Source organism: Kitasatospora sp. SolWspMP-SS2h (genome assembly GCF_003259315.1).
Taxonomy (GTDB): domain Bacteria; phylum Actinomycetota; class Actinomycetes; order Streptomycetales; family Streptomycetaceae; genus Kitasatospora; species Kitasatospora fiedleri.
Window position 1 is genome coordinate 62,459 of the sequence record NZ_QLLT01000019.1, and the last position, 20,407, is coordinate 82,865.

15 protein-coding genes are annotated in these 20,407 nt (G+C 75.7%); 4 read left to right on the plus strand and 11 right to left on the minus strand.

Annotation, left to right across the window (positions count from 1 at the left end; translation table 11 throughout):
• Window positions 1-334: 334 nt before the first annotated feature.
• Together K353_RS35995 and K353_RS23350 are read left to right on the plus strand one after the other, a co-directional pair.
• Window positions 335-1,048 (plus strand): N-acetylmannosamine-6-phosphate 2-epimerase, encoded by a 714-nt coding sequence (locus K353_RS35995; RefSeq protein ID WP_233533788.1) that lies wholly within the window; start codon window positions 335-337, stop codon window positions 1,046-1,048.
• Window positions 1,045-3,684 (plus strand): glycosyl hydrolase-related protein, encoded by a 2,640-nt coding sequence (locus K353_RS23350; protein WP_111555507.1) that lies wholly within the window; start codon window positions 1,045-1,047, stop codon window positions 3,682-3,684. Before K353_RS35995 ends, K353_RS23350 begins: the two co-directional genes overlap by 4 nt.
• 85 nt (window positions 3,685-3,769) lie before the next feature.
• On the opposite strand, the gene K353_RS23355 is transcribed toward K353_RS23350, so the two are convergent.
• On the minus strand, window positions 3,770-5,215 hold the full coding sequence (locus K353_RS23355; protein WP_370447642.1) for an alpha-amylase family protein: 1,446 nt from the start codon (window positions 5,213-5,215) through the stop codon (window positions 3,770-3,772).
• Window positions 5,216-5,526: 311 nt separating this feature from the next.
• Here K353_RS23355 and K353_RS23360 point away from each other — a divergent pair, with 311 nt between their 5' ends.
• Window positions 5,527-7,053 carry a PucR family transcriptional regulator gene (locus K353_RS23360; protein ID WP_111555508.1) on the plus strand — a complete coding sequence of 509 codons (1,527 nt, stop codon included), beginning with the start codon at window positions 5,527-5,529 and terminating at the stop codon, window positions 7,051-7,053.
• 7 nt (window positions 7,054-7,060) lie between these two features.
• On the opposite strand, the gene K353_RS23365 is transcribed toward K353_RS23360, so the two are convergent.
• The 5 genes from K353_RS23365 to K353_RS23385 form a co-directional block, all read right to left on the minus strand.
• Complete coding sequence (locus K353_RS23365) at window positions 7,061-8,416, minus strand: M20/M25/M40 family metallo-hydrolase (RefSeq protein WP_111555509.1); 1,356 nt, start codon at window positions 8,414-8,416, stop codon at window positions 7,061-7,063.
• A 36-nt stretch (window positions 8,417-8,452) separates the two neighbouring features.
• Window positions 8,453-9,286 carry a M55 family metallopeptidase gene (locus K353_RS23370; protein WP_111555510.1) on the minus strand — a complete coding sequence of 278 codons (834 nt, stop codon included), beginning with the start codon at window positions 9,284-9,286 and terminating at the stop codon, window positions 8,453-8,455.
• Window positions 9,274-10,281, minus strand: a complete 1,008-nt coding sequence (locus K353_RS23375) for an LD-carboxypeptidase (RefSeq protein WP_111555511.1) — start codon at window positions 10,279-10,281, stop codon at window positions 9,274-9,276. Before K353_RS23375 ends, K353_RS23370 begins: the two co-directional genes overlap by 13 nt.
• 139 nt (window positions 10,282-10,420) lie before the next feature.
• Window positions 10,421-12,481, minus strand: coding sequence for a prolyl oligopeptidase family serine peptidase (locus K353_RS23380; RefSeq protein WP_111555512.1), 2,061 nt, complete (start codon window positions 12,479-12,481; stop codon window positions 10,421-10,423).
• Window positions 12,482-12,554: 73 nt separating this feature from the next.
• A complete protein-coding gene (locus K353_RS23385; protein ID WP_111555513.1) occupies window positions 12,555-13,436 on the minus strand; it encodes a MurR/RpiR family transcriptional regulator in 882 nt (293 codons plus the stop codon).
• A 149-nt stretch (window positions 13,437-13,585) separates the two neighbouring features.
• Between K353_RS23385 and K353_RS23390 the strand changes: the two genes are divergently transcribed.
• The gene (locus K353_RS23390; RefSeq protein WP_158585471.1) at window positions 13,586-14,242 is read left to right on the plus strand and encodes a helix-turn-helix domain-containing protein; all 657 of its coding nucleotides are present in this window, start codon (window positions 13,586-13,588) and stop codon (window positions 14,240-14,242) included.
• Window positions 14,243-14,418: 176 nt separating this feature from the next.
• Here K353_RS23390 and K353_RS23395 read toward each other — a convergent pair whose 3' ends face one another.
• From K353_RS23395 to K353_RS23415, 5 genes are read right to left on the minus strand one after another with little or no spacing between them, the layout of a single operon-like run.
• Window positions 14,419-15,432, minus strand: a complete 1,014-nt coding sequence (locus K353_RS23395; RefSeq protein ID WP_111555515.1) for an ABC transporter ATP-binding protein — start codon at window positions 15,430-15,432, stop codon at window positions 14,419-14,421.
• Window positions 15,429-16,520 carry an ABC transporter ATP-binding protein gene (locus tag K353_RS23400; protein WP_111555516.1) on the minus strand — a complete coding sequence of 364 codons (1,092 nt, stop codon included), beginning with the start codon at window positions 16,518-16,520 and terminating at the stop codon, window positions 15,429-15,431. The genes K353_RS23395 and K353_RS23400 overlap by 4 nt, the downstream gene beginning before the upstream one ends.
• Window positions 16,517-17,404, minus strand: coding sequence for an ABC transporter permease (locus K353_RS23405; protein ID WP_111555517.1), 888 nt, complete (start codon window positions 17,402-17,404; stop codon window positions 16,517-16,519). The genes K353_RS23400 and K353_RS23405 overlap by 4 nt, the downstream gene beginning before the upstream one ends.
• A complete protein-coding gene (locus K353_RS23410) occupies window positions 17,401-18,393 on the minus strand; it encodes an ABC transporter permease (RefSeq protein WP_111555518.1) in 993 nt (330 codons plus the stop codon). The genes K353_RS23405 and K353_RS23410 overlap by 4 nt, the downstream gene beginning before the upstream one ends.
• A gap of 6 nt (window positions 18,394-18,399) precedes the next feature.
• Entirely contained in the window at window positions 18,400-20,235 is a 1,836-nt protein-coding gene (locus tag K353_RS23415) for an ABC transporter substrate-binding protein (protein ID WP_111555519.1), read from the minus strand.
• Between the last annotated feature and the right edge of the window lie 172 nt (window positions 20,236-20,407).

Below are 20,407 nucleotides of genomic sequence, written 5' to 3' on the forward strand. Positions count from 1 at the left end.
GCCGCTCGCCTGGCTGACCGACCTCGACCCGGCCGACCCGCTGTTCGTCCCCGCCCACCTGCTCGCCGCCGCCGGCGGCCTCGGCGGAGCGCGCCTGGAGCGGCTGACCGCCGACCCCGAGGAGCCCGCCGACGTACGGGACCGGGCCGCGCTGGCCGCCGCCGCCGACCTGCTCGCCCCCGGAGCGGGCCGCGCCGCCGACCACCTGCCGGCCACCGCGCCCTGGCAGGACGTCGTCACCGCGCTGGGCACGGCCGTCGAGCGCCTGCTCCCCGACACCCGCCGAGAGAGGCCGACCGTGCTCCCCGCCGCGCCGCCGCCGTGCCGCCCGCCCCTGCCGCCCGACCTGGCCGGACGGCTCGTGGTCTCCTGCCAGGCGCTGCCCGGCGAGCCGCTGCACGGGCCGCAGTTCATGGCGCAGATGGCCGTCGCCGCGCACAGCGGCGGCGCGGCCGCCGTGCGGATCAACGGCCCGGCCGACATCGCCGCCGTCCGGATGGCCGTCCCGCTCCCCGTCATCGGCCTGTGGAAGGACGGCGAGGACGGCCCCTACATCACCCCGACCCTCGAACACGCCCTCGCCGTGGCCGAGGCCGGCGCCGACGTCGTCGCCCTGGACGGCACCGGCCGCCCCCGCCCCGACGGCCGCACCCTCGCCGAGACGATCGAGGCGCTGCACGCCCGCGGCATCCCCGTCATGGCGGACGTCGCCACCCTGGAGGAGGGCCTGGCCGCGGCCGCCGCCGGGGCCGACCTGGTGGGCACCACCCTCTCCGGCTACACCCCCGACAGCCCCGACCAGGCCGGACCCGACCTGGCGCTGGTGCGCGCCCTCGCCGAGCGCCTCGACGTCCCCGTCGTGGCCGAAGGCCGCATCACCACCCCCGACGAAGCCGCCGCCGCCCTCGCCGCCGGCGCCCACACCGTCGTCGTCGGCGGCGCCATCACCCGCCCCGCCGCCCTGACCGCCCGCTTCGCCACCGCCCTCGCCACCGCCCGCACCGCCGCTCCCGCCACCGCCCGCACCGCCCCGGAGGACCAGCCGTGACCACCACCCCGCCCGTGGACTGCCACGTCGTCACCCACGTGCACTGGGACCGCGAGTGGTACCGCCCGTTCGAGTCCTACCGCGCCCGCCTCGTCGAACTCGCCGAACGCGTCTGCGACGAACTCGACGACGGCCGGATGACCACCTTCCACCTGGACGGCCAGACCATCGTGCTCGCCGACGTCCAGGCGCTGCGCCCCGACCTCGCCGACCGGCTCGCCGCCCACGCCCGGGCCGGGCGTCTCACCCTCGGCCCCTGGCACGTGCTCGCCGACAACCAGCTCGTCTCCGGCGAGAACCTGGTGCGCAACCTGCTGACCGCCCGCCGCTGGGGCACCCGGGTCGGCGTGCTCGCCGACGTCGGCTACTGCCCCGACACCTTCGGCCACCCCGCCGACCTGCCGCGCATCCTCAACGGCTTCGGCATGGACACCGCCCTGGTGTGGCGCGGCGCCCCCGACGGCGTCGCCCGCTTCCACTGGCGCTCGCCCGACGGCTCCCAGGTGCTGGCCGCCAACCAGGGCTACCACGCCGCCGAGGTGCTGTGGGCCGAACCCGACGGCGACACCGGCCGCGCCGCCCGCCTGGAGGACTTCCTCACCGCCGAACGCGACCGGCTGCCCGGCGGCCCCTGGCTGCTGATGAACGGCGGCGACCACCTCGCCCCCACCGACCCCGCCGGGGCGATCGCCGCCACCGCGCCCACCGCCGCCGAGCAGGGCGCCGCCCTGAGCGAGAGCACCCTGGCGGCGTTCTTCGCCGCCGCCCGCGAGGCCGCCGAGGCGGGCGGCGTCCCGCTGGTCGAAGGACCGCTGCGCCACCGACCCGGCCGGCTCACCTTCCTGCTCCCCGGCACCTTCTCGGCCCGCACCTACCTCAAGCAGGCCAACGCCGCCGCCCAGACCGACCTGGAGCGCTGGGCCGAACCCCTGCTGGCACTGCACGCCCCCGGCGACGCCACCCTGGCCGCCGAACTGCGCCACGCCTGGGAACTGCTGCTGCGCAACGCCCCGCACGACTCGATCTGCGGCTGCAGCGTGGACGAGGTGCACCGGGAGAACGAGGTCCGCTTCGAGCGGGTCCGGCAGACCGCCGACCACCTGGTGCTGCGCGCCCTGGGCGCCGCCGGCCTGGACACCCGCCGCTACGGTGACCCGGAGACCGAACGGGCCGCCTTCGCCGTCCTCAACCCGCACCCGTGCCCGCACACCGGCCCCGTCACCGTCGAGCTGCTGACCGCGCCCGGCCGCCACCCGCAGTCCGTCACCGGCCCGGACGGCACCCCCGTCCCGTTCGAGAGTGAACTCCTCGGTGAGGAGACCGCGTTCGAGGCCGACCTCGACCTGCTCCCGGACTCCCGCCCCGCCCTGCGCCACCGCCTGCACCTGCTGGCCGCCGACGTGCCCGCCCTCGGCCACGCCGTGCACACCGTCGCCCTCGGCGACACCCCGCGGCCGGACGCGGGCGCCACCGTCGAGGAGGGCGAGCGCACCCTGCCGCTGGCCGACGGCGCCACCCTGACCGCCCAGGACGACGCCGCACTCACCCTGCTGCTGGCCGACGGCACCCGACTGCCGGGTCTGGCCGCCCTGTGGGACGACGGCGACCGGGGCGACACCTACAACTTCGACCCCGTCCCGCACGACGTGCCCCGCGCCCCGCGCCTGCTGGCCGCCCGCCGCCGCACCTCCGCGGTGCGCACCGTGCTGGAGCTCGACGCGGTGATCGAGCTGCCGACCGGCCTCACCGCCGACCGCGCCACCCGCACGGCCGGCACGGTCGGGATCCCGCTCACGGTCACCGTCGCGCACTGGCCCGGCCACGACGGCCCGCTGCGCTGGAACGTGACCTTCGACAACACCGCCGACGACCACCGGCTCCGGGTCCACTTCCCGACCCCGGCCCCGTCCGCCCGCTGGAGCGCCGACACCCACTACAGCCTGCTCGACCACCCGGTCGGCCCCGACCTCGGCCCGCTGCCCACCGAGCGCGCCCACGAGGCCGAGTACGGCTGCGTCCCCGTGCAGAGCGTCTCCGCGATCGGCGACGGCGAGCTGCGGATCGCCGTCGCCGCCGCCGGACTGCCCGAACGCACCGGCCTGGCCGCCGAGTTCAGCCCCTCCGGGCAGGACGAGCTGGTGGTCACCCTGCTGCGTTCGGTCGGCTGGCTCTCCCGCTTCGACCTGAACGCCCGCACCACCGGCGCGGGCCCGATGATGGCCACCCCCGAAGCCCAGTGCCGCCGACGGCACTCCTTCGACCTGGCGCTGGCCGTCGGCGCCCCCGTCGCCACCGACGCCGACCTGGTCGACCTGGCCGAGGCCGCCACCGTGCCGCTGCGCGCCGCCCAACTGCGCCCCGGCACCGCCCCCGCGGCGACCGGCACCCCCGGTCTGCGGGTGCGGGGCGCCCGGATGACCGCCCTCAAGGGCGCGGAGGACGGCGACGGCCTGGTGCTCCGCCTGTCCAACCCCACCGGGCGGGAGGCCGCCGCAGAGGTCGAACTCCCCGACGGCTGGCGGGCCGCACCGGTCCGCCTGGACGAGTCGCCCGCCGGCGACCCGTACCCGGCCGGTGCCCTCGCCCTGGGCCTGGCGCCGTACGCCTTGGTCAGCCTGCGGTTGACCCGGCCCTGACCCGCTGGACGCGGGCGCACCGACGGGCCGCCCCACCCGCCCCGCAGCGGGAGGGAGCGGCCCGTCGGCGTTCGTGGGCTCGCGGTCAGCCGCCCGCGCCCGTGTACAGGGCGACGGCGTCGCCCGCGCCGATGGTGGCGGTGAAGGTGCCGTTGGCGGCGACGGTGTACTTGGGGCCGCTGCAACCGCCGCCCGCGCCCGGGTCGCCGTGCTGGACGTCGCAGTAGCTCCCGGCGGGCAGCGAGGTCTGGAAGGTCCGGGTGAGCGCGCCGCTCTCGTGGTTGATGGCCACGTAGCCCTTGGATCCGCGGCCGAAGGCCATCGCGTTGTCGCCGTCGGACCACCAGTTGGTGACCGCGGTGCCGTTCACGGCGTTGCGGAAGCCGACCATGTTGGCGATCTGCCGCCAGGCGTGCTGGCACTTCCAGCCGTCCTGGTAGCAGGCCTTGACAGTGCCGCCGTTCGGCGGGCCGGCGTCGATGTCGCTGAACTCGTAGCCGGAGTAGACGTTGGGCGAGCCGTAGGGCCAGGCCAGCAGGTAGACGTTGGCGAGGGTGTAGGTGTTGCCGTACGTGTAGTTGAGGGTGGAGCCGTTGCGCTCGGTGTCCCAGTTGTCGGTGAAGGTGCGGGAGTTGGCGCTCGGCAGGTAGCCCGCGCCCCAGGAGTCGTTCCAGTTGCTCAGGTAGGCGAGTTTCTCGCCGGTGAAGATCCGCTTGAGGTCGTAGGCGCCCATGAAGGCGTCGACGTCGCCGGTGCCGGTGTACTCGGAGGGCTGCACGGCCTCGCCCGCGCCGTAGATGACCTCCTGCGCCCAGTAGATGCCCGGCTTGGTCAGCTTGGCCTTGATGGCGGCGAGGTCGCCGGAGGCGATGTGCTTGGCGGCGTCGATCCGGAAGCCGTCGACGCCCTTGGCGATCAGGCTGTTCAGGTAGGCGGCGATGGTGGAGCGGACGTAGTCGCTGCCGGTGTCGAGGTCCGCCAGCCCGGAGAGCTCGCAGTTCTGGACGTTGGTGCGGTCGGCGTAGTTCGAGATGTTCGTCCGGCAGGAATGGAAGTCCTGGTTCTGGTAGGAGCCGGGGTAGTTGTACTTGGTGTAGACCGTTCCGCCGGTGCCCGTGCCGGAGCCCGCGCTCATGTGGTTGACCACGGCGTCCGCGACCACCTTCACCCCGGCGGCGTGGCAGGTGCTGACCATGGCGCCGAAGGCGTTGGCGTCGCCCAGCCGCCCGGCGATCCTGTAGCTGACCGGCTGGTAGGACGTCCACCACTGGCCGCCCTGGATGTGCTCCTGCGGGGGCGACACCTCGACGTAGCCGTAGCCCTTGGGGCCCAGCACGTTGGTGCACTCCTTCGCCACGGAGGCGTAGGACCACTCGAACAGGGTGGCGGTGACGGTCCTGCTGCCGGGCGTGGCGGCAGCGGCCTCGGTGGGGGCGGTGGCCAGGCCGGTCGCCGCGGTGACGGCGGCCAGGGCCGCGGCGGTGAGCGCGGCCCGGCGCCGGTGGCGGGGCGCGGGGGTGGGGTGGTCCACGGGGTCTCCTGGTGGGGTGGGAGCCGGAGTGTGCGGAAACGTTTCGGCTTGCGGGGAGTTGCTGCAAGTTCTCTGCAACTTGCCGGAAACATTTGCGGCAGCGCAGAACGTACGACCCGCCGACGGCACCGTCAAGGGTTCCCGCCGACCCCGGCCGGTCACCCTCCGGAGGGAACGCGCCCGCCCCGCACCCGGCCCGACGGCCCGTTCGCCGCGCCGCCGGGAGCGGAGGCGTTGTCATGACCGGTGCGCACGACGGCCGTTCTGTGCTATCACATCGAAGATCACCCGAACCGTCGAACGATCGGCCCATGCCCCTCACCGTCCGCGACCTCCTGGCCATCCCCGCCCTGCGGTTGCACCTCGCCGCGGGGGCCGCCGGGCTGGGCCGCACGGTCGAGGCCGCCCACGCCTCCGAGGCCACCGACCCGTCCGCCTGGCTGGAGGGCGGCGAAGTGGTCATGACCACCGGCCTATTGCTGGGTTCCGCCCCCGAGGACCTGGCCGCCTTCATCGGCGACCTCCACCGGGCCGGCGCCGCCGCGCTCGTGCTCGGCCTCGGCCCCTCCCTGCCCCACCAGCAGATCCCGCCCGCCCTCGCCCGGGCCGCCGACCGGCACGGCCTCCCGCTGATCACCGTCCCCGAACGCACCTCGCCCGCCGCCGTCACCAAAGCCGTCTTCGACGCCCGCTCCGCCGAGGAACGCCGCCTGCTGGAGCGCACCCTGCGCACCCAGCGCCGCCTCACCGCGGCCGCGGCCTCCCCGGACGGCCTCGCCGACCTGCTCACCGCCTGGTACCGCGCCACCGGCGTCGCCGTCGTCGTCTGCGACGTGCTGGCCAGACCGCTCGGCGCCGCCGGGGCCGACGCCGCCGAGGTGCTGGCGGGCGCCGCCACGATCCTGGACGCCGTCGCCCTGCGCGGCCTGCGCGGCAGCGGCGGCGGCGAACTGCCGGCCGGCCCCGTGCACGCCCAGCCGCTCGGCGCCGCCCGGCTGCGCGGCTTCGTCGTGCTGGTCGGCGCGAGCACCGCCGAGACCCGGCTGCTGGGCAGCGTCCTGGTCTCGCTGCTCTCCGTCGAACTGGAACGCCGCCACCTCGCCGAGGAGCCCCACCGCCGCCACCGCACCACCGTGCTCAGCCGGCTGTTCGCCGCCGACCTCAGCGCCTCCCGGGCCACCGCCCTGCTCTCCTCGGTCAACCTGTCGGCCGGGCCGCTGCGCGCCCTCGCCGTGCACGTCGCCGCCCGCGCCGACCATCCGGCCGGGACGGGCCGTCCCAGCGAGGCCGCCGAGACCGCCGCCGACCTGGCCCTGGCGATACCCGGCGGCCTCGCCCGCGCCGTCGGCACCACCGTCGAGGCCGTGGTGCCCGAGGGCACCGACGCGCTCGCCCTGCTCGCCCGCTTCGCCCCGGGCCGCCCGGCCGGCATCGGCCCCGCGGTCGCCCCCCAGCACGCCGCGCTCTCCCTGCGCCAGGCCCACGCCCTGCTCCCGGCCAGCACCGAGGCCGGCCGCCCCGTCACCGCGGCCGAGGCCGGATCGGTGCGCCTGCTGCTCAGCCTGGGCAGCCCGGGACTGCTCGCCGCGTTCGCCGACACCGCGCTCGCCGCCCTCGACGCCGCCGACCCCGACCACGAACTGACCGAGACCCTCCGGGTCTGGCTGGAGACCAACGGGAGCTGGGCCGAGACCTCCGCCCTGCTCGGCCTGCACCGGCACACCGTGCAGAACCGCATCGCCAAGATCGGCCGCCTGACCGGCCGCCCCATGGACCGCGCCGAGGACCGGGTCGACCTGTGGCTGGCCCTGCGCGCCCGCGAGGCGGCCGCGTTCTGACGCCCCCTCAGTACGTCCGCAGGAAGCGGTCCAGCACCCGGACGCCGAAGCCCAGCCCGGCGGCGGGCACCCGCTCGTCCGCGCCGTGGAACATGCCGTAGTAGTGCAGCGCCGGGTCCAGCAGCAGCGGGGCGAAGCCGTACGAGCGGACGCCCAGCCGGGCGAAGGACTTGGCGTCGGTGCCGCCCGACATCACGAACGGCACCGGCCGGGCCAGCGGGTCCTCGGCGCGCAGCGCGCCGGCCATCGCCGCGAACGCCGGGCCCTCGTGGTCGGCGGCCACCGCGTCCTCGCAGTTGATGAACTCCCGGGTGACGCCCGGGCCGAGCAGGCGGTCCACGGTGGCCAGGAACTCCTCCCGGTGGCCGGGCAGGAAACGGCCGTCCACCTCGGCGTGCGCCCGGCCGGGGACGACGTTGACCTTGCCGCCCGCCACCAGCACCGTCGGGTTGGCCGAGTCGCGCACCGTGCAGTCGAACAGCTCGCCGAGCTGCCCGAGCCGGGCCGCCTCCTCCTCCAGCCGGGACCGGTCGATGCGCAGACCCAACTCCCGCTCCAGGGCGGACAGCAGGGCCTCCACGGGCGGCGTCGGCGCGGTCGGCCAGCGGTGCGCGGCCAGCCGGGACAGGCCGTGCACCAGGGTCGCCACCGCGTTGTCCGGGTTCTGCTTGGAGCCGTGCCCGGCCGTCCCCCGGGCGGTCAGCCGCATCCACGCGGTGCCCCGCTCGCCGACCGCCACCGGGTACACCCGCAGCTCCCGCCCGGCCTCCGGGCCGCGTTCCGGGCGGGCGGTGATCGAGAAGCCGCCGGACTCGCTGATCGCCTCCCGGCAGCCCTCGAACCACTCCCGGTGCCGGGCCACCACGAACCGGGAGCCGAAGTCGCCGGTCGACTCCTCGTCCGCGAGGAGCGCCAGCACCACGTCCCGCCGGGGCCGAACCCCGCTGCGGGCCCAGTGCCGCGCCAGCGCCAGCACCATCGCCACGGTGCCCTTCATGTCGACCGCGCCGCGGCCCCACAGGCAGCCGTCGGCCAGCTCCCCCGACAGCGGGTGGCGCGTCCAGTCGGCGGCGTCGAACGGGACGGCGTCCAGGTGGCCGTGGACCAGCAGCGGCGGCAGCGACGGGTCCTCGCCGCCGATCCGCGCCAGCACCGTGGTGCGGCGCGGCGCCGCCTCCACCAGGGTCGCGGCGATGCCCGCCGCGTCCAGCGCGGCGCCCGCGTACTCGGCGGCGGCCCGCTCGCCCGGGCCGGTGCCGTCCCCGGGGTTGGTGGTGTCGATGCGCAGCAGGTCGTGGCAGAGCCGGACGGCGTCGTCGCCCGCGGCGGCGAGGCCGGACTCGGGAGCGGGGGCGGTGGTCATGGGGCGGGTCCTTTCCGGGGCGGGACGGCGGGGGTGTCAGCCGTAGTGGGCTTCCGCGGCGGACGCCGCCACGGTGGTGCACACCTTGAAGGCGCGGGCGCCGTCGGTGGCGCTCGGCGCGGTGTAGGCGACGGTGCGCGGGCCGGTCCGCTCCACCGTCGGCACCGCCTCCACCGCCGCCGCCTGGTGGGTGGCGTGGAAGGTCACCTCGAAGCGGTGCTCGCGCGGCACCCCGACCGGACGCCCCGCCGCGAGCGCGGCCCGCGCCGCGGCCGCGGCCTCCGCCTCGATCAGGGCGGCGCTGCGGGCCGGCGGCAGGCAGACCGCCGCGTACCGGCTGACCGCCCGCTTCACGGCGGCGGTCCGCGCCCCCGGTGCCCAGCGCCCGGCGGCCGCGCAGGTCAGGTCGTCCCCGGTGACCAGCAGCACCGGCACCCCGTGCTCGGCCGCGACCAGCGCGTTCATCCGGCCCTCGTCGGCGGCCTCGCCGTCGATCCGGAAGTCGACCAGGCCGGTGCCCAGGTAGGTGTGCGCGAGCACCCCCTCCTCGCCCGCGCCGGTGTGGTAGCCGAGCATCACCACGCCGTCCGCGTCCTGCACCCCGTGCATCATGCCCAGCGGCTTGTGACGGCCGGTCAGGAGCTCGGCGCGCTCGTCCAGGTCCTCGATCAGGACGTTGCGCTGCGTGTAGTGAGCCTCGTTGACCAGCACCTCGGTGGCGCCGCCCGCGAACAGCCCCGCCACGCAGGCGTTGACGTCGCCGGTCAGCAGGCGCCGCATCCGCTCCCAGGCCGCGGTGCCCGGCTCCACGTCGTCGGGCCAGGTGACGCCGGTGGCGCCTTCCATGTCGGCGGAGATCATGACGCGCACGGGTGGGGGTCCTTCCGGTCGGTGTCGGTCGTGTCGTGTTCCGTCGTGCCCGGCGGTGCCAGCGGGGGCTCCGCCAGCACCAGGGTGCTCGCCCCGGGCCCGGCGGCGGTCAGTTCGGCGCGCACGCCCAGCGGCACCGTCAGCTGGACGCGGCCGTGCCCGGTCGGCAGCCCCGCCGCCACCGGCACGCCCAGCCCGCCCAGCCGGTCGTGCAGCACCTCGGCCACCGCGGCGGGCGGACCGCAGTCGGTGAAGTCGCCCAGCACGATGCCGGCGGCCGCCCCGAGCGCACCGGCCCGGCGCAGCTGGGTGAGGATCCGGTCCAGCCGGTACGGTTCCTCGCCGACCTCCTCCAGCAGCAGCAGGCAGCCGTCCGGAACCACCGGACCGGGCCCGCCCAGCGAGGACGCCAGCAGGCTCGCGTTCCCGCCGGCCAGCACGCCCTGGGCTCGACCGGCCACCAACGCGCCCTCGCACAAAGGAAGTTCGCGCACCGAACCGGGGGCGAACAGCACCCGGCGCAGGTGCGCCAGGGACTGCGGCTCGGCGAACGCCGCGGTGGCGACCATCGGTCCGTGCAGGGTGGCCACGCCCAGCCGGGCGGCGAACAGCCGGTGCAGCTCGGTGGCGTCGCTGAACCCGACCAGCGGCTTCGGCACGGCCCGGGCCAGCGCCGCCCAGTCCAGCAGGTCCGCCGTCCGCTGGCAGCCGTAGCCGCCACGGGCGCACAGCACCGCCGCGATCCCCGGATCGGTCCAGGCCGCCTGCAGGTCGGACGCCCGGTCCACGTCCCGTCCCGCGAGGTGCCCCAGGTGAGCGGCGGACACGTGCGGCATCACCGACACCCGCAGACCCCAGGACTCCAGCACCTCGACGCCGTGCGCCAGCCGCGCCGGCTCCACCGGCCCGGCGGGCGCGACGACCGCCACCGTGTCGCCCTGGCGCAGGGCCGGAGGCCGCAGCAGCGGCACGGACCCGGTGCGGGGGGCGGTCACCGGCCGCCCTCCGGGGCGGGGCGGTGAACGGAGGGCGGCGGCCCGACGGGTGCGGCGGGCGCGGTCGGGCGGCCCGGCCGCAGGGCCGGGGTACGGGGGACGGGGGTACGGGGGACGGGGGTGCGGGTGCGGGGGGCGGTCACCGGTGGTCCTCCAGGGCGGGGGCCTCGGCGGGGGACGGCTGCGACCGGGGCGGCCCGGCCGACTGCTCCGTGAGTCCGAAGACCTCTTGGTAGAAGGCGAGTTCGGCGCGCAGGGCGGCGACGATCGTGCTGCTCCTCCGCCAGCCGTGCTGCTCGCCCGGGAACTCCAGCAGGGTGCACGGCAGCCCGGCGGCCTCCATCGCCGCGGCGAAGGCCCGGGACTGCTCCGGCCCCACGACCACGTCCTCCAGGCCGTGCATCAGCAGGGCCGGTCCGCTCGCCCGGTGGGCGTGCCGCACCGGCGAGCGCTCCTCGTAGCGGGCGGCGGCCTCCGGGAGCGGGCCGATCAGCCCGTCCAGGTAGCGGGACTCGAAGTCGTGGGTGTCCGCGGCCCAGGCCAGCGGGTCGGTGATGCCGTAGTGCGAGACGGCGCCCGCGTACAGGCCCGCCGAGGTGAGCGAGGCCAGGGCCGTCCAGCCGCCCGCGCTGCCGCCGCGCACCGCCAGGCGGCGTTCGTCGGCCAGGCCGCGGGCGACCAGGCCGCGGGCCACCGTCGCGCAGTCCGCGACGTCCACGACGCCCCACGTGCCGCGCAGCCGCTCGCGGTAGGCGCGGCCGTAGCCGGTGGAGCCGCCGTAGTCGACGTCGGCCACGCCGATGCCGCGGCTGGTGAAGTAGGCGATCTCCAGGTCCAGGGCCATCGGAGAGCTGCCGGTCGGGCCGCCGTGGACGAACACCACCCACGGCGGCGACTCGCCCGGGGCGAGCGCGTGGTCGGCGTTGCGCGGCGGGTACAGCACGGCGTGCACCGGCTGTCCGGCGGTGTCGTGGAACACCTCGGTGCGGGGGCGCGGCAGCCAGTCGGCCGACTGCGGCGCGAGGGCGTCGCCGGTCAGCGCCTCGTGCAGCGGTTCTCCGGTGCCGGCCGCGGCCAGGTCGGCCAGCACCACGCGGTGGTGGGCGTCCGGCGAACCGGCCACGCACACCGCGCGCCCGTCGGCCGCGTGCACCGTCGCCGCGAAGTCGCTGTAGGGCAGCGGCAGGTCGCGCACGCTGCCGTCCGCCGGGTCTACCACGCCCAGGCGGCGGTCGCTGCCGGTGCCGTGCACGGCCACCGCCCGGCCGTCCGGCAGCGGCGCGAACCAGGTGGCGCCCGGCCGCCACAGCGCCCCGCCGAACTCCTCCGCGCGGGGCGCGACGGCCCGGTCCGGGCCGCCGTCCAGCGGCACCAGCCGCAGGTTCCACCAGCCGTCCGGATCGGCCACCGCCCACAGGGTGTCCGCGTCCCGCCACTCCGCCTGGACCACCGAGCAGTCCGCGCCGCCCGCCACCACCCGGGGCGCGCCCGGGCCATCCAGCGCGGCGACGCACAGCTCGGTGCCGTCCCACGGCATGGCGGGGTGGTTCCAGCCGATCCACGACAGGTGCCGCCCGTCCGGGGACAGCCGCGGGCAGGCCAGGAAGTCGTAGCCGTCGGCCAGCACCCGCACCCGGGCCGGGTCGCCGACGGCCGAGCCGTCCAGCGGCACCGCCACCAGCGCGCGCCGCACCTCGCGCGGATGCGCCCCGACGCTCTCGCGCACGCACCACACCTCGGCCCGGCCGGGCGGCGCGTACAGGTCGCCGTAGCGCACCGGGGGGCCGCCCGCCGCGTCCGGGGCGGCGCCGGTCAACGGCCGCGGCCGGGCCCCGGGGACGGCCAGCAGCAGGCGCTGGTCGTGCCAGTCGACGAAGACCAGGGCGGGCCGGGACCCGGTCGGGCCGTCCGCGGGCAGGGACACCGGCCGCCAGGCCCGGCCGCCGTACTCGTGCAGCCGGCTGCGGGCGTTGAACCCCTCCGGCAGCAGGTCCTGCACCGTGCCGTCCGGCGCGCGCCGCACCACGCAGCGGCGGCCGCCCTCCAGCGGGCGGGGCTCGTCCCACCAGACGGCAGGGCCGGCGGCCTCGGGAACGAGTTCCGCCCAGCCGGGGACGCCGTCCTCGCGGGCCACGTCCTCGGCGTCGATCGGGGAGGGCCAGGCACCCGGGGCGGGCCGGCCGGGAACTGCTGAAGTCATGGGTCACCAATGCTCGTCGGGGAGCTGCTCGTTCGCGGGATGGTCGAGGGTGCGGGCAGGGGAGCGGGGCGGGTCAGTCGTCGGGGAGGCGGCCCAGCAGCCGGTCGGCTTCCTCCCGGCGCTCCAGCCGGCGCAACGCCCCCTTGGAACGGGCGGCCGCCGCCGTCACCAGGGCGTGCCCGAGGGCCACCAGCGCGGTCGGCGAGTCGGCGAACGACGGGCCGCCCGTCGCCGCGGTCAGCGTCCGGTCGGCGAGCGGGGCGACCGGCGAGCCGTGGCCGTCCACGACGGCCACCAGCGGCACGCCGCGGCCGCGCAGCGCCTGCGCGGCCCGCAGCGTCCAGCGGTCGTAGCGGCGCACCGAGTAGACGACCGCCACGTCCCGGGGGCCCGCGTCGGTCAGCGCCTCCACCGCGCGGTCGGTGCCGCCGTCCAGCAGGACGACCCGGCCGAGCACGCTCCCCAGGTCGGCCGCCAGCAGGTGGGCCAGGCCCCGGCTGCGGCCCGTGCCCAGGACGAAGCGCTGCCGGGCCGCCAGCAGGGAGCGCGCGGCGGCGTCCAGCGTGCCGTCGTCGGCGGCCCCGTCCAGGGTGGCGGCGACGTTCGCCGCTTCCCGCTCGGCCATCCGCCGTGTCAGGCCCGGGAGTTGGGCCGGACGCAGCCGGGCCCGGAACCGCTCCTGCGGGGCGGTCAGCTCCCCGTCCAGCCGTTCGGTGACCCGGGCCTGCAGCTCGCCCAGGTCGCGGAACCCCGCCGCCCGCACCAGCCGGTGCAGGTCGCCGCACCCGGCGCCGGCCTCGGCCAGCAGCGCGGTCGGCGGGCGCAGCGCCGAGTCGGGCCAGTCGGCGAGCATGACCCGGGCCAACCGCTCCTCGGTCCCGCCGAGTTGGTCCGCGGCGTCGGCCAGCGTCGCGGCCGGTTCGGACCAGGCGGAGGCGTAGCCGGCGGCCGTCATCGGCAGGTCCCGGCGGGCGGGGCCGGGCGGCGGGTGCGGTTCACGGAGTACTCCCTGCTGGCGTGGCGGAGCGGGACCGGTAGCGTGCGGGGCACCCGGCCGCGGTGGACGGCGGACGTCCGAACGGGCGGGACGGGACGGGGGAGACGGTGGGACCGGGACGCCACGCTGCGGACGACGGAGCGGGGGCCGCCGACGCCCGCGGGGACGGCGCGGCGGCCCGTCTCGGCGAGCGGCTGCACGCGGCCCGGGCCCGTCTCCAGCTCACCCTGGACGGGGTGGCGCAGCGCAGCGGCCTGTCGCGCAGCTTCCTCAGCCGCCTGGAGGCCGGTGACGCCAACCCCACGCTGCGCACCCTGGAGCGGATCGCCGAGGCGGTGCAGACGCCGCTGTCGGTGCTGCTGGGCGGGGCCCCCGCGGCGGCCCGGCAGCTCGGGCCGCCGTCCCCGTCGTCCGAGGTGGTGCACCGGCCGCGCCGCGAGCCCCGGGCGTGGCCGCCCGGGGAGGGGCGGACCTTCCCGCTGACCCCGGTCGGGGCGCGCCGCTTCGAGGCGGTGCTGGCCGAGGGCACCCCGGCCCACCACGCCTTCACCACCTCCCACCCGGGGGAGGAGCTGTGCGTGGTGCTCACCGGGCGCGTCGCCGCCGAGGTCGGCGGCGAACGCTTCGAGCTGGAGGCCGGCGAGGCGCTGCACTACGACGCCGCCGTCGCGCACCGCCTGACCGCGCTGGACCCGCGGGGCCGCTACCTGCTGGTCGTGGCGGGGCCGGGGACCGCCGCGGCGGCGGAACCGCGTCGGCCCTGAGACGCGGCCCGGTCCGACGGCCGGACGACGCCCCCGGCCCGCCCGGACCGGCCTGCCGCACTGCACGGGGAGCTCCACGTCCGCCACGGTACGAGCCGCGCCGCCGCCCGGGCGATCGACGAATCGTCGAGCCCCGGGCCGGGGCCCGCGACATCCGGTCCAGGGCCGACGGGGCGTCAGCGCACCGCCGCGGCCTCGGTGGCCACCACCCGGCGCGCCCGCGGGTGCAGGCAGGCGTGCCGGTGCGCGTCGTCGGCCGGGAGCGGGGTGAGCACGGGCCGCCCGTCGGCGCACTCGGCGCTCACGAAGGGGCAGCGCGGGGCGAACAGGCACCCCGGGGTGGCCACCCGCTCGTCCAGGGCGGCGAGCGGCACCAGCCGGTCGGGCCCCGGCTCCTCCAAGCCGCGCAGCACCGGGATCGCCGACAGCAGGCACTGGGTGTAGGGGTGCACGGGCCGCTGGACGACGGAGTCGGTGGGGCCGCGTTCGATGACCTGGCCGCGGTAGATGACGTGCAGTTCGCCGCCCTCGCCGAGGTAGCGGGCGGTGGCCACGTCGTGGGTGATGAACAGTAGCGAGAGGCCGAGCCGTTCGCGCAGGTCCCGCAGCAGCGACAGGACGCCCAGCCGCATCGACACGTCGATCATCGACACCGACTCGTCCGCGACCAGCGCCTCCGGGTCGACGGTCAGCGCCCGGGCGATGACGACGCGCTGGCGCTGCCCGCCGGAGAGCTGGTGCGGGTACTTGGCCAGCACGCCGGGACGCAGGCCGACCAGTTCCAGCAGTTCGGCGGCGCGCTCGCGCTGCTGCGCGCCGGTGGCGCCGGTCTCCCGGGCGCGCATCCGCAGCGGGTCGCCGAGGATCTGCCCGACGTCCCGGGTCGGGTTGAGCGCCGAGTACGGGTCCTGGTGGATCAGCTGGATCCGCCGGAAGTACGGGGCGCGCCGACGCGCCGGCAGCTTCGACAGGTCCGTTCCGTCGACGAGCAGTGCACCGTCGTCGAAGGTCTCCAGCCCGGTGAGGATCTTGCCCAGGGTGGTCTTGCCGCAGCCGGACTCGCCGATGAAGGAGACCGCGCCCCCCCTGGGCAGGGCGAAGTCGACGCCGCGCAGGGCGTGGACCGTGCGGGTGCCGGTGAAGGCGCCGCGGCCGGTGTAGGTGCGGGTGATGTTCCTGGCCTCGATCACGGTCGTCCTCCTGACGGGTCGTCCTGGGCCCCGGTCCGGGGCGCGGGCACGGCGGCGGCCACGGGGGCCCGGTCCACCGGTTCCGCGTGGCAGGCCCGGAACCGGTCGGGTGCCCACTCGTCCAGCGCGGGGTCGCTCTCCTCGCACACCGGCATCGCCAGCGGGCAGCGGTCCCGGAAGACGCAGCCCCGCCGGGCGAGGGTGGTGAGGTCCGGCGGCTGCCCGGGCAGCGCCCGGGCGAGGCCGGTGTCGCCGACGATGCGGGCGGTGGCGCCGATCAGGGCCCGGGTGTACGGGTGCGAGGGCCGCCGGAGCAGTTCCCCGGCGGGGCCGTGCTCCACGATCCGCCCGCCGTACATCACCGCGAGCCGGTCGGCGACCTCCGAGACCACGCCCATGTCGTGGGTGACCACGAGGGTGGCCAGCCCGTTCTCGCGGTGCACGCTGCGCACGATGTCGAGCACCGCGGCCTGGGAGATCATGTCGAGCGCGGTGGTCGGCTCGTCCAGGACCAGCACCTTGGCGTTGAGGACCAGGGCGAGCACGATGCCCACCCGCTGGCGCATGCCGCCGGACAGCTCGTGCTGGTAGGAGTCCAGCACCCGGTCGGCGTCCAGGCCCATCCGCTCGCACAGGTCCTTGGCCCGGCGCACCAGGCCGCGCAGGTCCTCGACCTCGTGGGAGCGGCCGAGGTCCAGCAGTTGCTTCCCGACCGTCTTCAGCGGGTTGAGCGAGTTCTGCGACGCCTGGAAGACGTAGCCGAGCGCGCCGCCCCGGGTGCGGCGCAGCCGTCGCCCGGACAGCCGGGTGACGTCGCCGACGCCCGCCACCTCGACGCTCCCGGCGGTGATCCGGCCCGGGTCGGGGACGGCGTTGAGCAGGGAGAGCGCCAGGGTGGACTTGCCGGAGCCGGACTCACCCACCAGGCCGGTGATCTCACCGGCCCGCAGGTCCAGCGAGGCGTGCGAGACCGCGGGCAGGTCGCCGTGCTCGGTGCGGTAGACGACCGTCAGGTCGCGGATCGCGACCTCGGCCGGGCGGGCCCCGGCCGTCGCGGCCCCGTCGTGGTTCGGCGTCGGATCGGTCATGACCGCTCCCGCAGTCTCGGGTTGAACAGTTCGTCGACGGCGTCCATGAACAGCACGATGCCGAGGGTGATGAGCAGGATGCAGGCCAGTGGGGCCAGCAGGTACGTCAGCGCCTCGGGGCTGCTCATCACGCCGCCGGAGAAGACCGCCTGGTTGAGCATCACGCCCCAGTTCTCGCTGGAGAACGGCACGACGCCGAGGAAGAACAGCGCGACCTCGGCCCCGATGAAGCCGATCACCGACAGCAGCAGGTTCATCGCGACGTACGGGGCGATGTTCGGCAGCAACTCGCGCAGCAGGATGTGCCGTTGCGGCAGGCCCAGGCCCCGGGCCGCCTCCAGGAAGCCGCGCTCGCGCAGGGACAGGGTCTGCGCGCGCACCGCGCGGGCGACACCGCCCCAGCCGGTGGCGCCCAGCACCAGGCCCATCTGGAACGCGCTGTCGAAGCTCCACAGCGTGGACAGCACGATCAGCAGCGGCAGGCCGGGCAGAGTGAGGACGAAGTCGGTCAGCCGCATCAGGCCGGAGTCCGCGAGGCCGCGCCGGAAGCCGGCGACCAGGCCGACCAGGGTGCCGACGGCGGCGGCGACCAGGGCCGCGACCGCCGCGGTGAGCAGCACGTAGCGGGCGCCGACCACCACCTCCTGGAGCACGTCGGAGCCGGCGAAGTCGGTGCCGAGCCAGTGCGCGGTGCTGGGCGGGGCGTAGACGGCCTCCGGGTCGACGGCGATCGTCCCGGGGTACAGCAGCGGTCCGAAGGCGGCCGTCAGGGCGAACAGCACGATGATGCCGAGGCCGACGATCCGGCCGGGGCGGCGGGTCAGCACCCGCAGGGCCCGGGTGCGGCGGGTGCGGGGGAGGGGCTGCGGGAGGGTCACGGTCATCGCCTCACCCGGGGGTCGATCACCGAGTACAGCAGCTCGGCGAGGATGTTGGCGACCACGATGGTCACCGTGATCAGCAGGAAGGCGCCGCCCATCAGCGGGTAGTCCCGGTTGCCGATGCTCTTGAGCAGCAGGTTGCCCAGGCCCGGGTAGTCGAAGACGTCCTCGATCAGCACCGAGCCGGCGAACATGTGGCCGACCGACAGGGCGAGCGTGGTGAACAGCGGCAGCACGGCGTTGCGGCCGACGTAGCGCATCCGGGTGGCCGGGGCGATGCCGCGCAGCTCGGCGGCGAGGATGAAGTCGTCGCCGAGGACGGAGGCCACGCTGGACTTCATGGTCAGCAGCCAGCCGCCGTAGCTGAGCAGCGCGTAGGTGGCCACCGGCAGGACGGCGTGGGTGGCGACCGAACCGAGGTACTCGGCGGTGAAGCCGGGGGCGATGGTCACGTCGCTGGTGTCGCCGTAGGGCAGCACGTTCCACAGGGTGTGGAACAGGAACGCCAGCAGCAGGGCCAGGACGAACGACGGCACGCCCGCCATCAGCGAGCCGGACAGCGACAGCAGGCCCCCGCTGCGGGAGTCGCGCCGCACGGCGGCGACCACCCCGGCGGCGCAGCCGACCAGGAAGCTGAGCACCAGCCCGGACAGCACCGGCAGCACCGTCCAGGGCACGGCCGCGCGGATCACGTCCGCGACCGGGACGCCGCTGTAGGAGATCGACACCCCCAGGTTGCCGTGGAGCAACTGGCCCAGGTAGCCCAGGTACTGGTCCACCAGCGGCTCGTGCGAGGTGAACCCGTACACGACGGCGACCTTGGCCCGGGCCAGTTCGGGCGGCATGCCGCCCAGCACGTACGACTCGTAGGCCGCGTCGCCGGGGTTGCCGGGCAGGGCGTGGACGAGGAAGAAGGTGAAGGTGGCGACGGTGAACACCATCGCCAGGCCGGCGGCCAGCTTCGCCGCGAGCCGGAGGAGGAAGCCCTTCATCCGCCGCTACTTCTGCTTGTTCTTGGGCTGGACGTAGCCCTGCATCATCCAGACGCCGGGCGAGTTGCTCAGCAGGCCGTCCTCACCGGACTTCGGGAAGTCGGTGAACCGCTTGTCGTTCACGAACTGCACGTTGGTGTAGTCCCAGATCTGGATGACCGGCAGCTGCTGGTTGGAGAGCCCGGCCAGTTGCCGGACGATGTCCCGCTGTTCCTCCGGCTTGAGGACGGTCAGCCTGGCGGTCAGCTCGCCGGGGTTGACGGCGGCGCCGTCGAGGGGGAAGGAGGTCGGAGTGTTGAGCCAGTTGCCCGAGCCCTGGCCGGACCTGTGCGTGACGTTGGCGCCGATCGCGGTGAAGCCGTCGTCCGCGCCGTACAGGCGCTGGAAGGCGGCGTCGGTGCCGGGGCCCAGCGCGGTCAGCCAGAAGCCCAGGGGGTACTTGCCGTCCGCCATCTCCTTCTTGTAGGTGCTGAAGTCGGCGGTCAGCGCGGTCTTGGTCGGGATGCCGAAGGCGGTCAGCTGGTTGGCGACGACGGTGCCGCCGGCGATCCAGTCGCTGAAGCCGTTGACGGTCTGCAGGGTGAGGGTCCACGGCGTGCCGTCGGGCAGGTGCCAGGCGCCGTCCTTCTTGGTGAGCCCGGCCTGCTGAAGGAGTTCGGCGGCCTTGGCCTCGTCGTGCGCGTACGGGTCGAGCGCGGCCTGCTGCTCGGGCGTGAGCCACTTCTCGGCGACCTTGTCGATCAGGCCGGTGGTGGCCTTCGAGGCGGTCCCGCCGACCGGCTGGCCGACCTTGGTGACGGCCGCGCGGTCGATGACGTGCGCGAGCGCCCGCCGGACCTCCACCTTGTCGAACGGGGCGACGCTCTGGTTGAAGGCGATCGCCGCGTCCACGTAGTTGATGGCGTCGACGCGCCGGTTGCCGGCTTTCAGGATGCGCTGGAGCACGTTGTCGGGGATGGCGGTGAACGGCGCGGCGTCCAGTTCGCCGTTGGTCATGTAGCTCCAGATCTGCTCGTTGCCGGTGTAGTTGCGCACCACCACCTGCTTGGGCCCGATCTTGGCGGCGGCGAAGAAGTGCGGGTTGCGGTCGAGCACCGCGGAGCCCGGGTTGACCCGGGTGATGACGAACGGGCCGGCCGAGACGTCCTTGGCGGGGGCGAACGCGGAGACCTTCTTGCCGATCTCGTTGAGCTTGTCGACGGCCGCCTTCGCGGCGTCGGCCTGCGCGGGGTCGGCGCTCTGGCTGGCGTGGATCACGTCCCAGACGTCGGCGGGCAGCAGGGCGCCGTACACCGCGGCGGGGACGATCTTCTGGGTGAGCACCAGGCGCGGGAACTGGATGTTCCGGGCACCGGGCACCTGGCCGATCTCGAAGGTGTGCGGCGCGGTCTCCCTGACCTCGGCGACGTCCAGGCCCTGGGTGAGCAGGCCGGCCCCGATGGTGGCCGAGCCCTGGGTGAGCGCGATGGCCATCGACGCCTTGACGTCCTCGGCGGTGACGGGCGTGCCGTCGGACCACTCGGCGTCGGGCTCCAGCTCGACCGTGATCGAGGTGTCGGTGGTCTTCCAGCTCCGGGCCAGGCCGGGGAAGAAGTCGTTCGGGTCCTGCGGGTTCTTCTTGGTGAAGCCCAGCTGCATGGTGTCGTAGCCGAGGAAGGTGTTCCCGGCGGCGTTGAACGGGTTCATCGGGGCGCCGGCCGAGATCGGGTGGTTGCCGTCGATGGTGGTGAACGTTCCGCCTCCGGCGGAGTCCGAGGACCCCGCGCCGGGGGAGCAGGCAGCGGTGCCGCCGAGCAGGAGGGCCGTCGCGAGGGGGAGGGCGGCGCGTCTGGCGTTCTTCATGGGAGCGGGACTCCGATCAACCGGTGCGTGAGGGCGCAGCTGCAGTGCGCCGACCGTAGGAGCCGCGACCCGCTCTCGTCAATGAGTTACGCGAGAGGTTTGAAGTTCGTAACTCGGTGACTCGCCTGGAGCTGGGGGTTGTTGACGTCCGGACAGGTGCAAAGCAACGAAA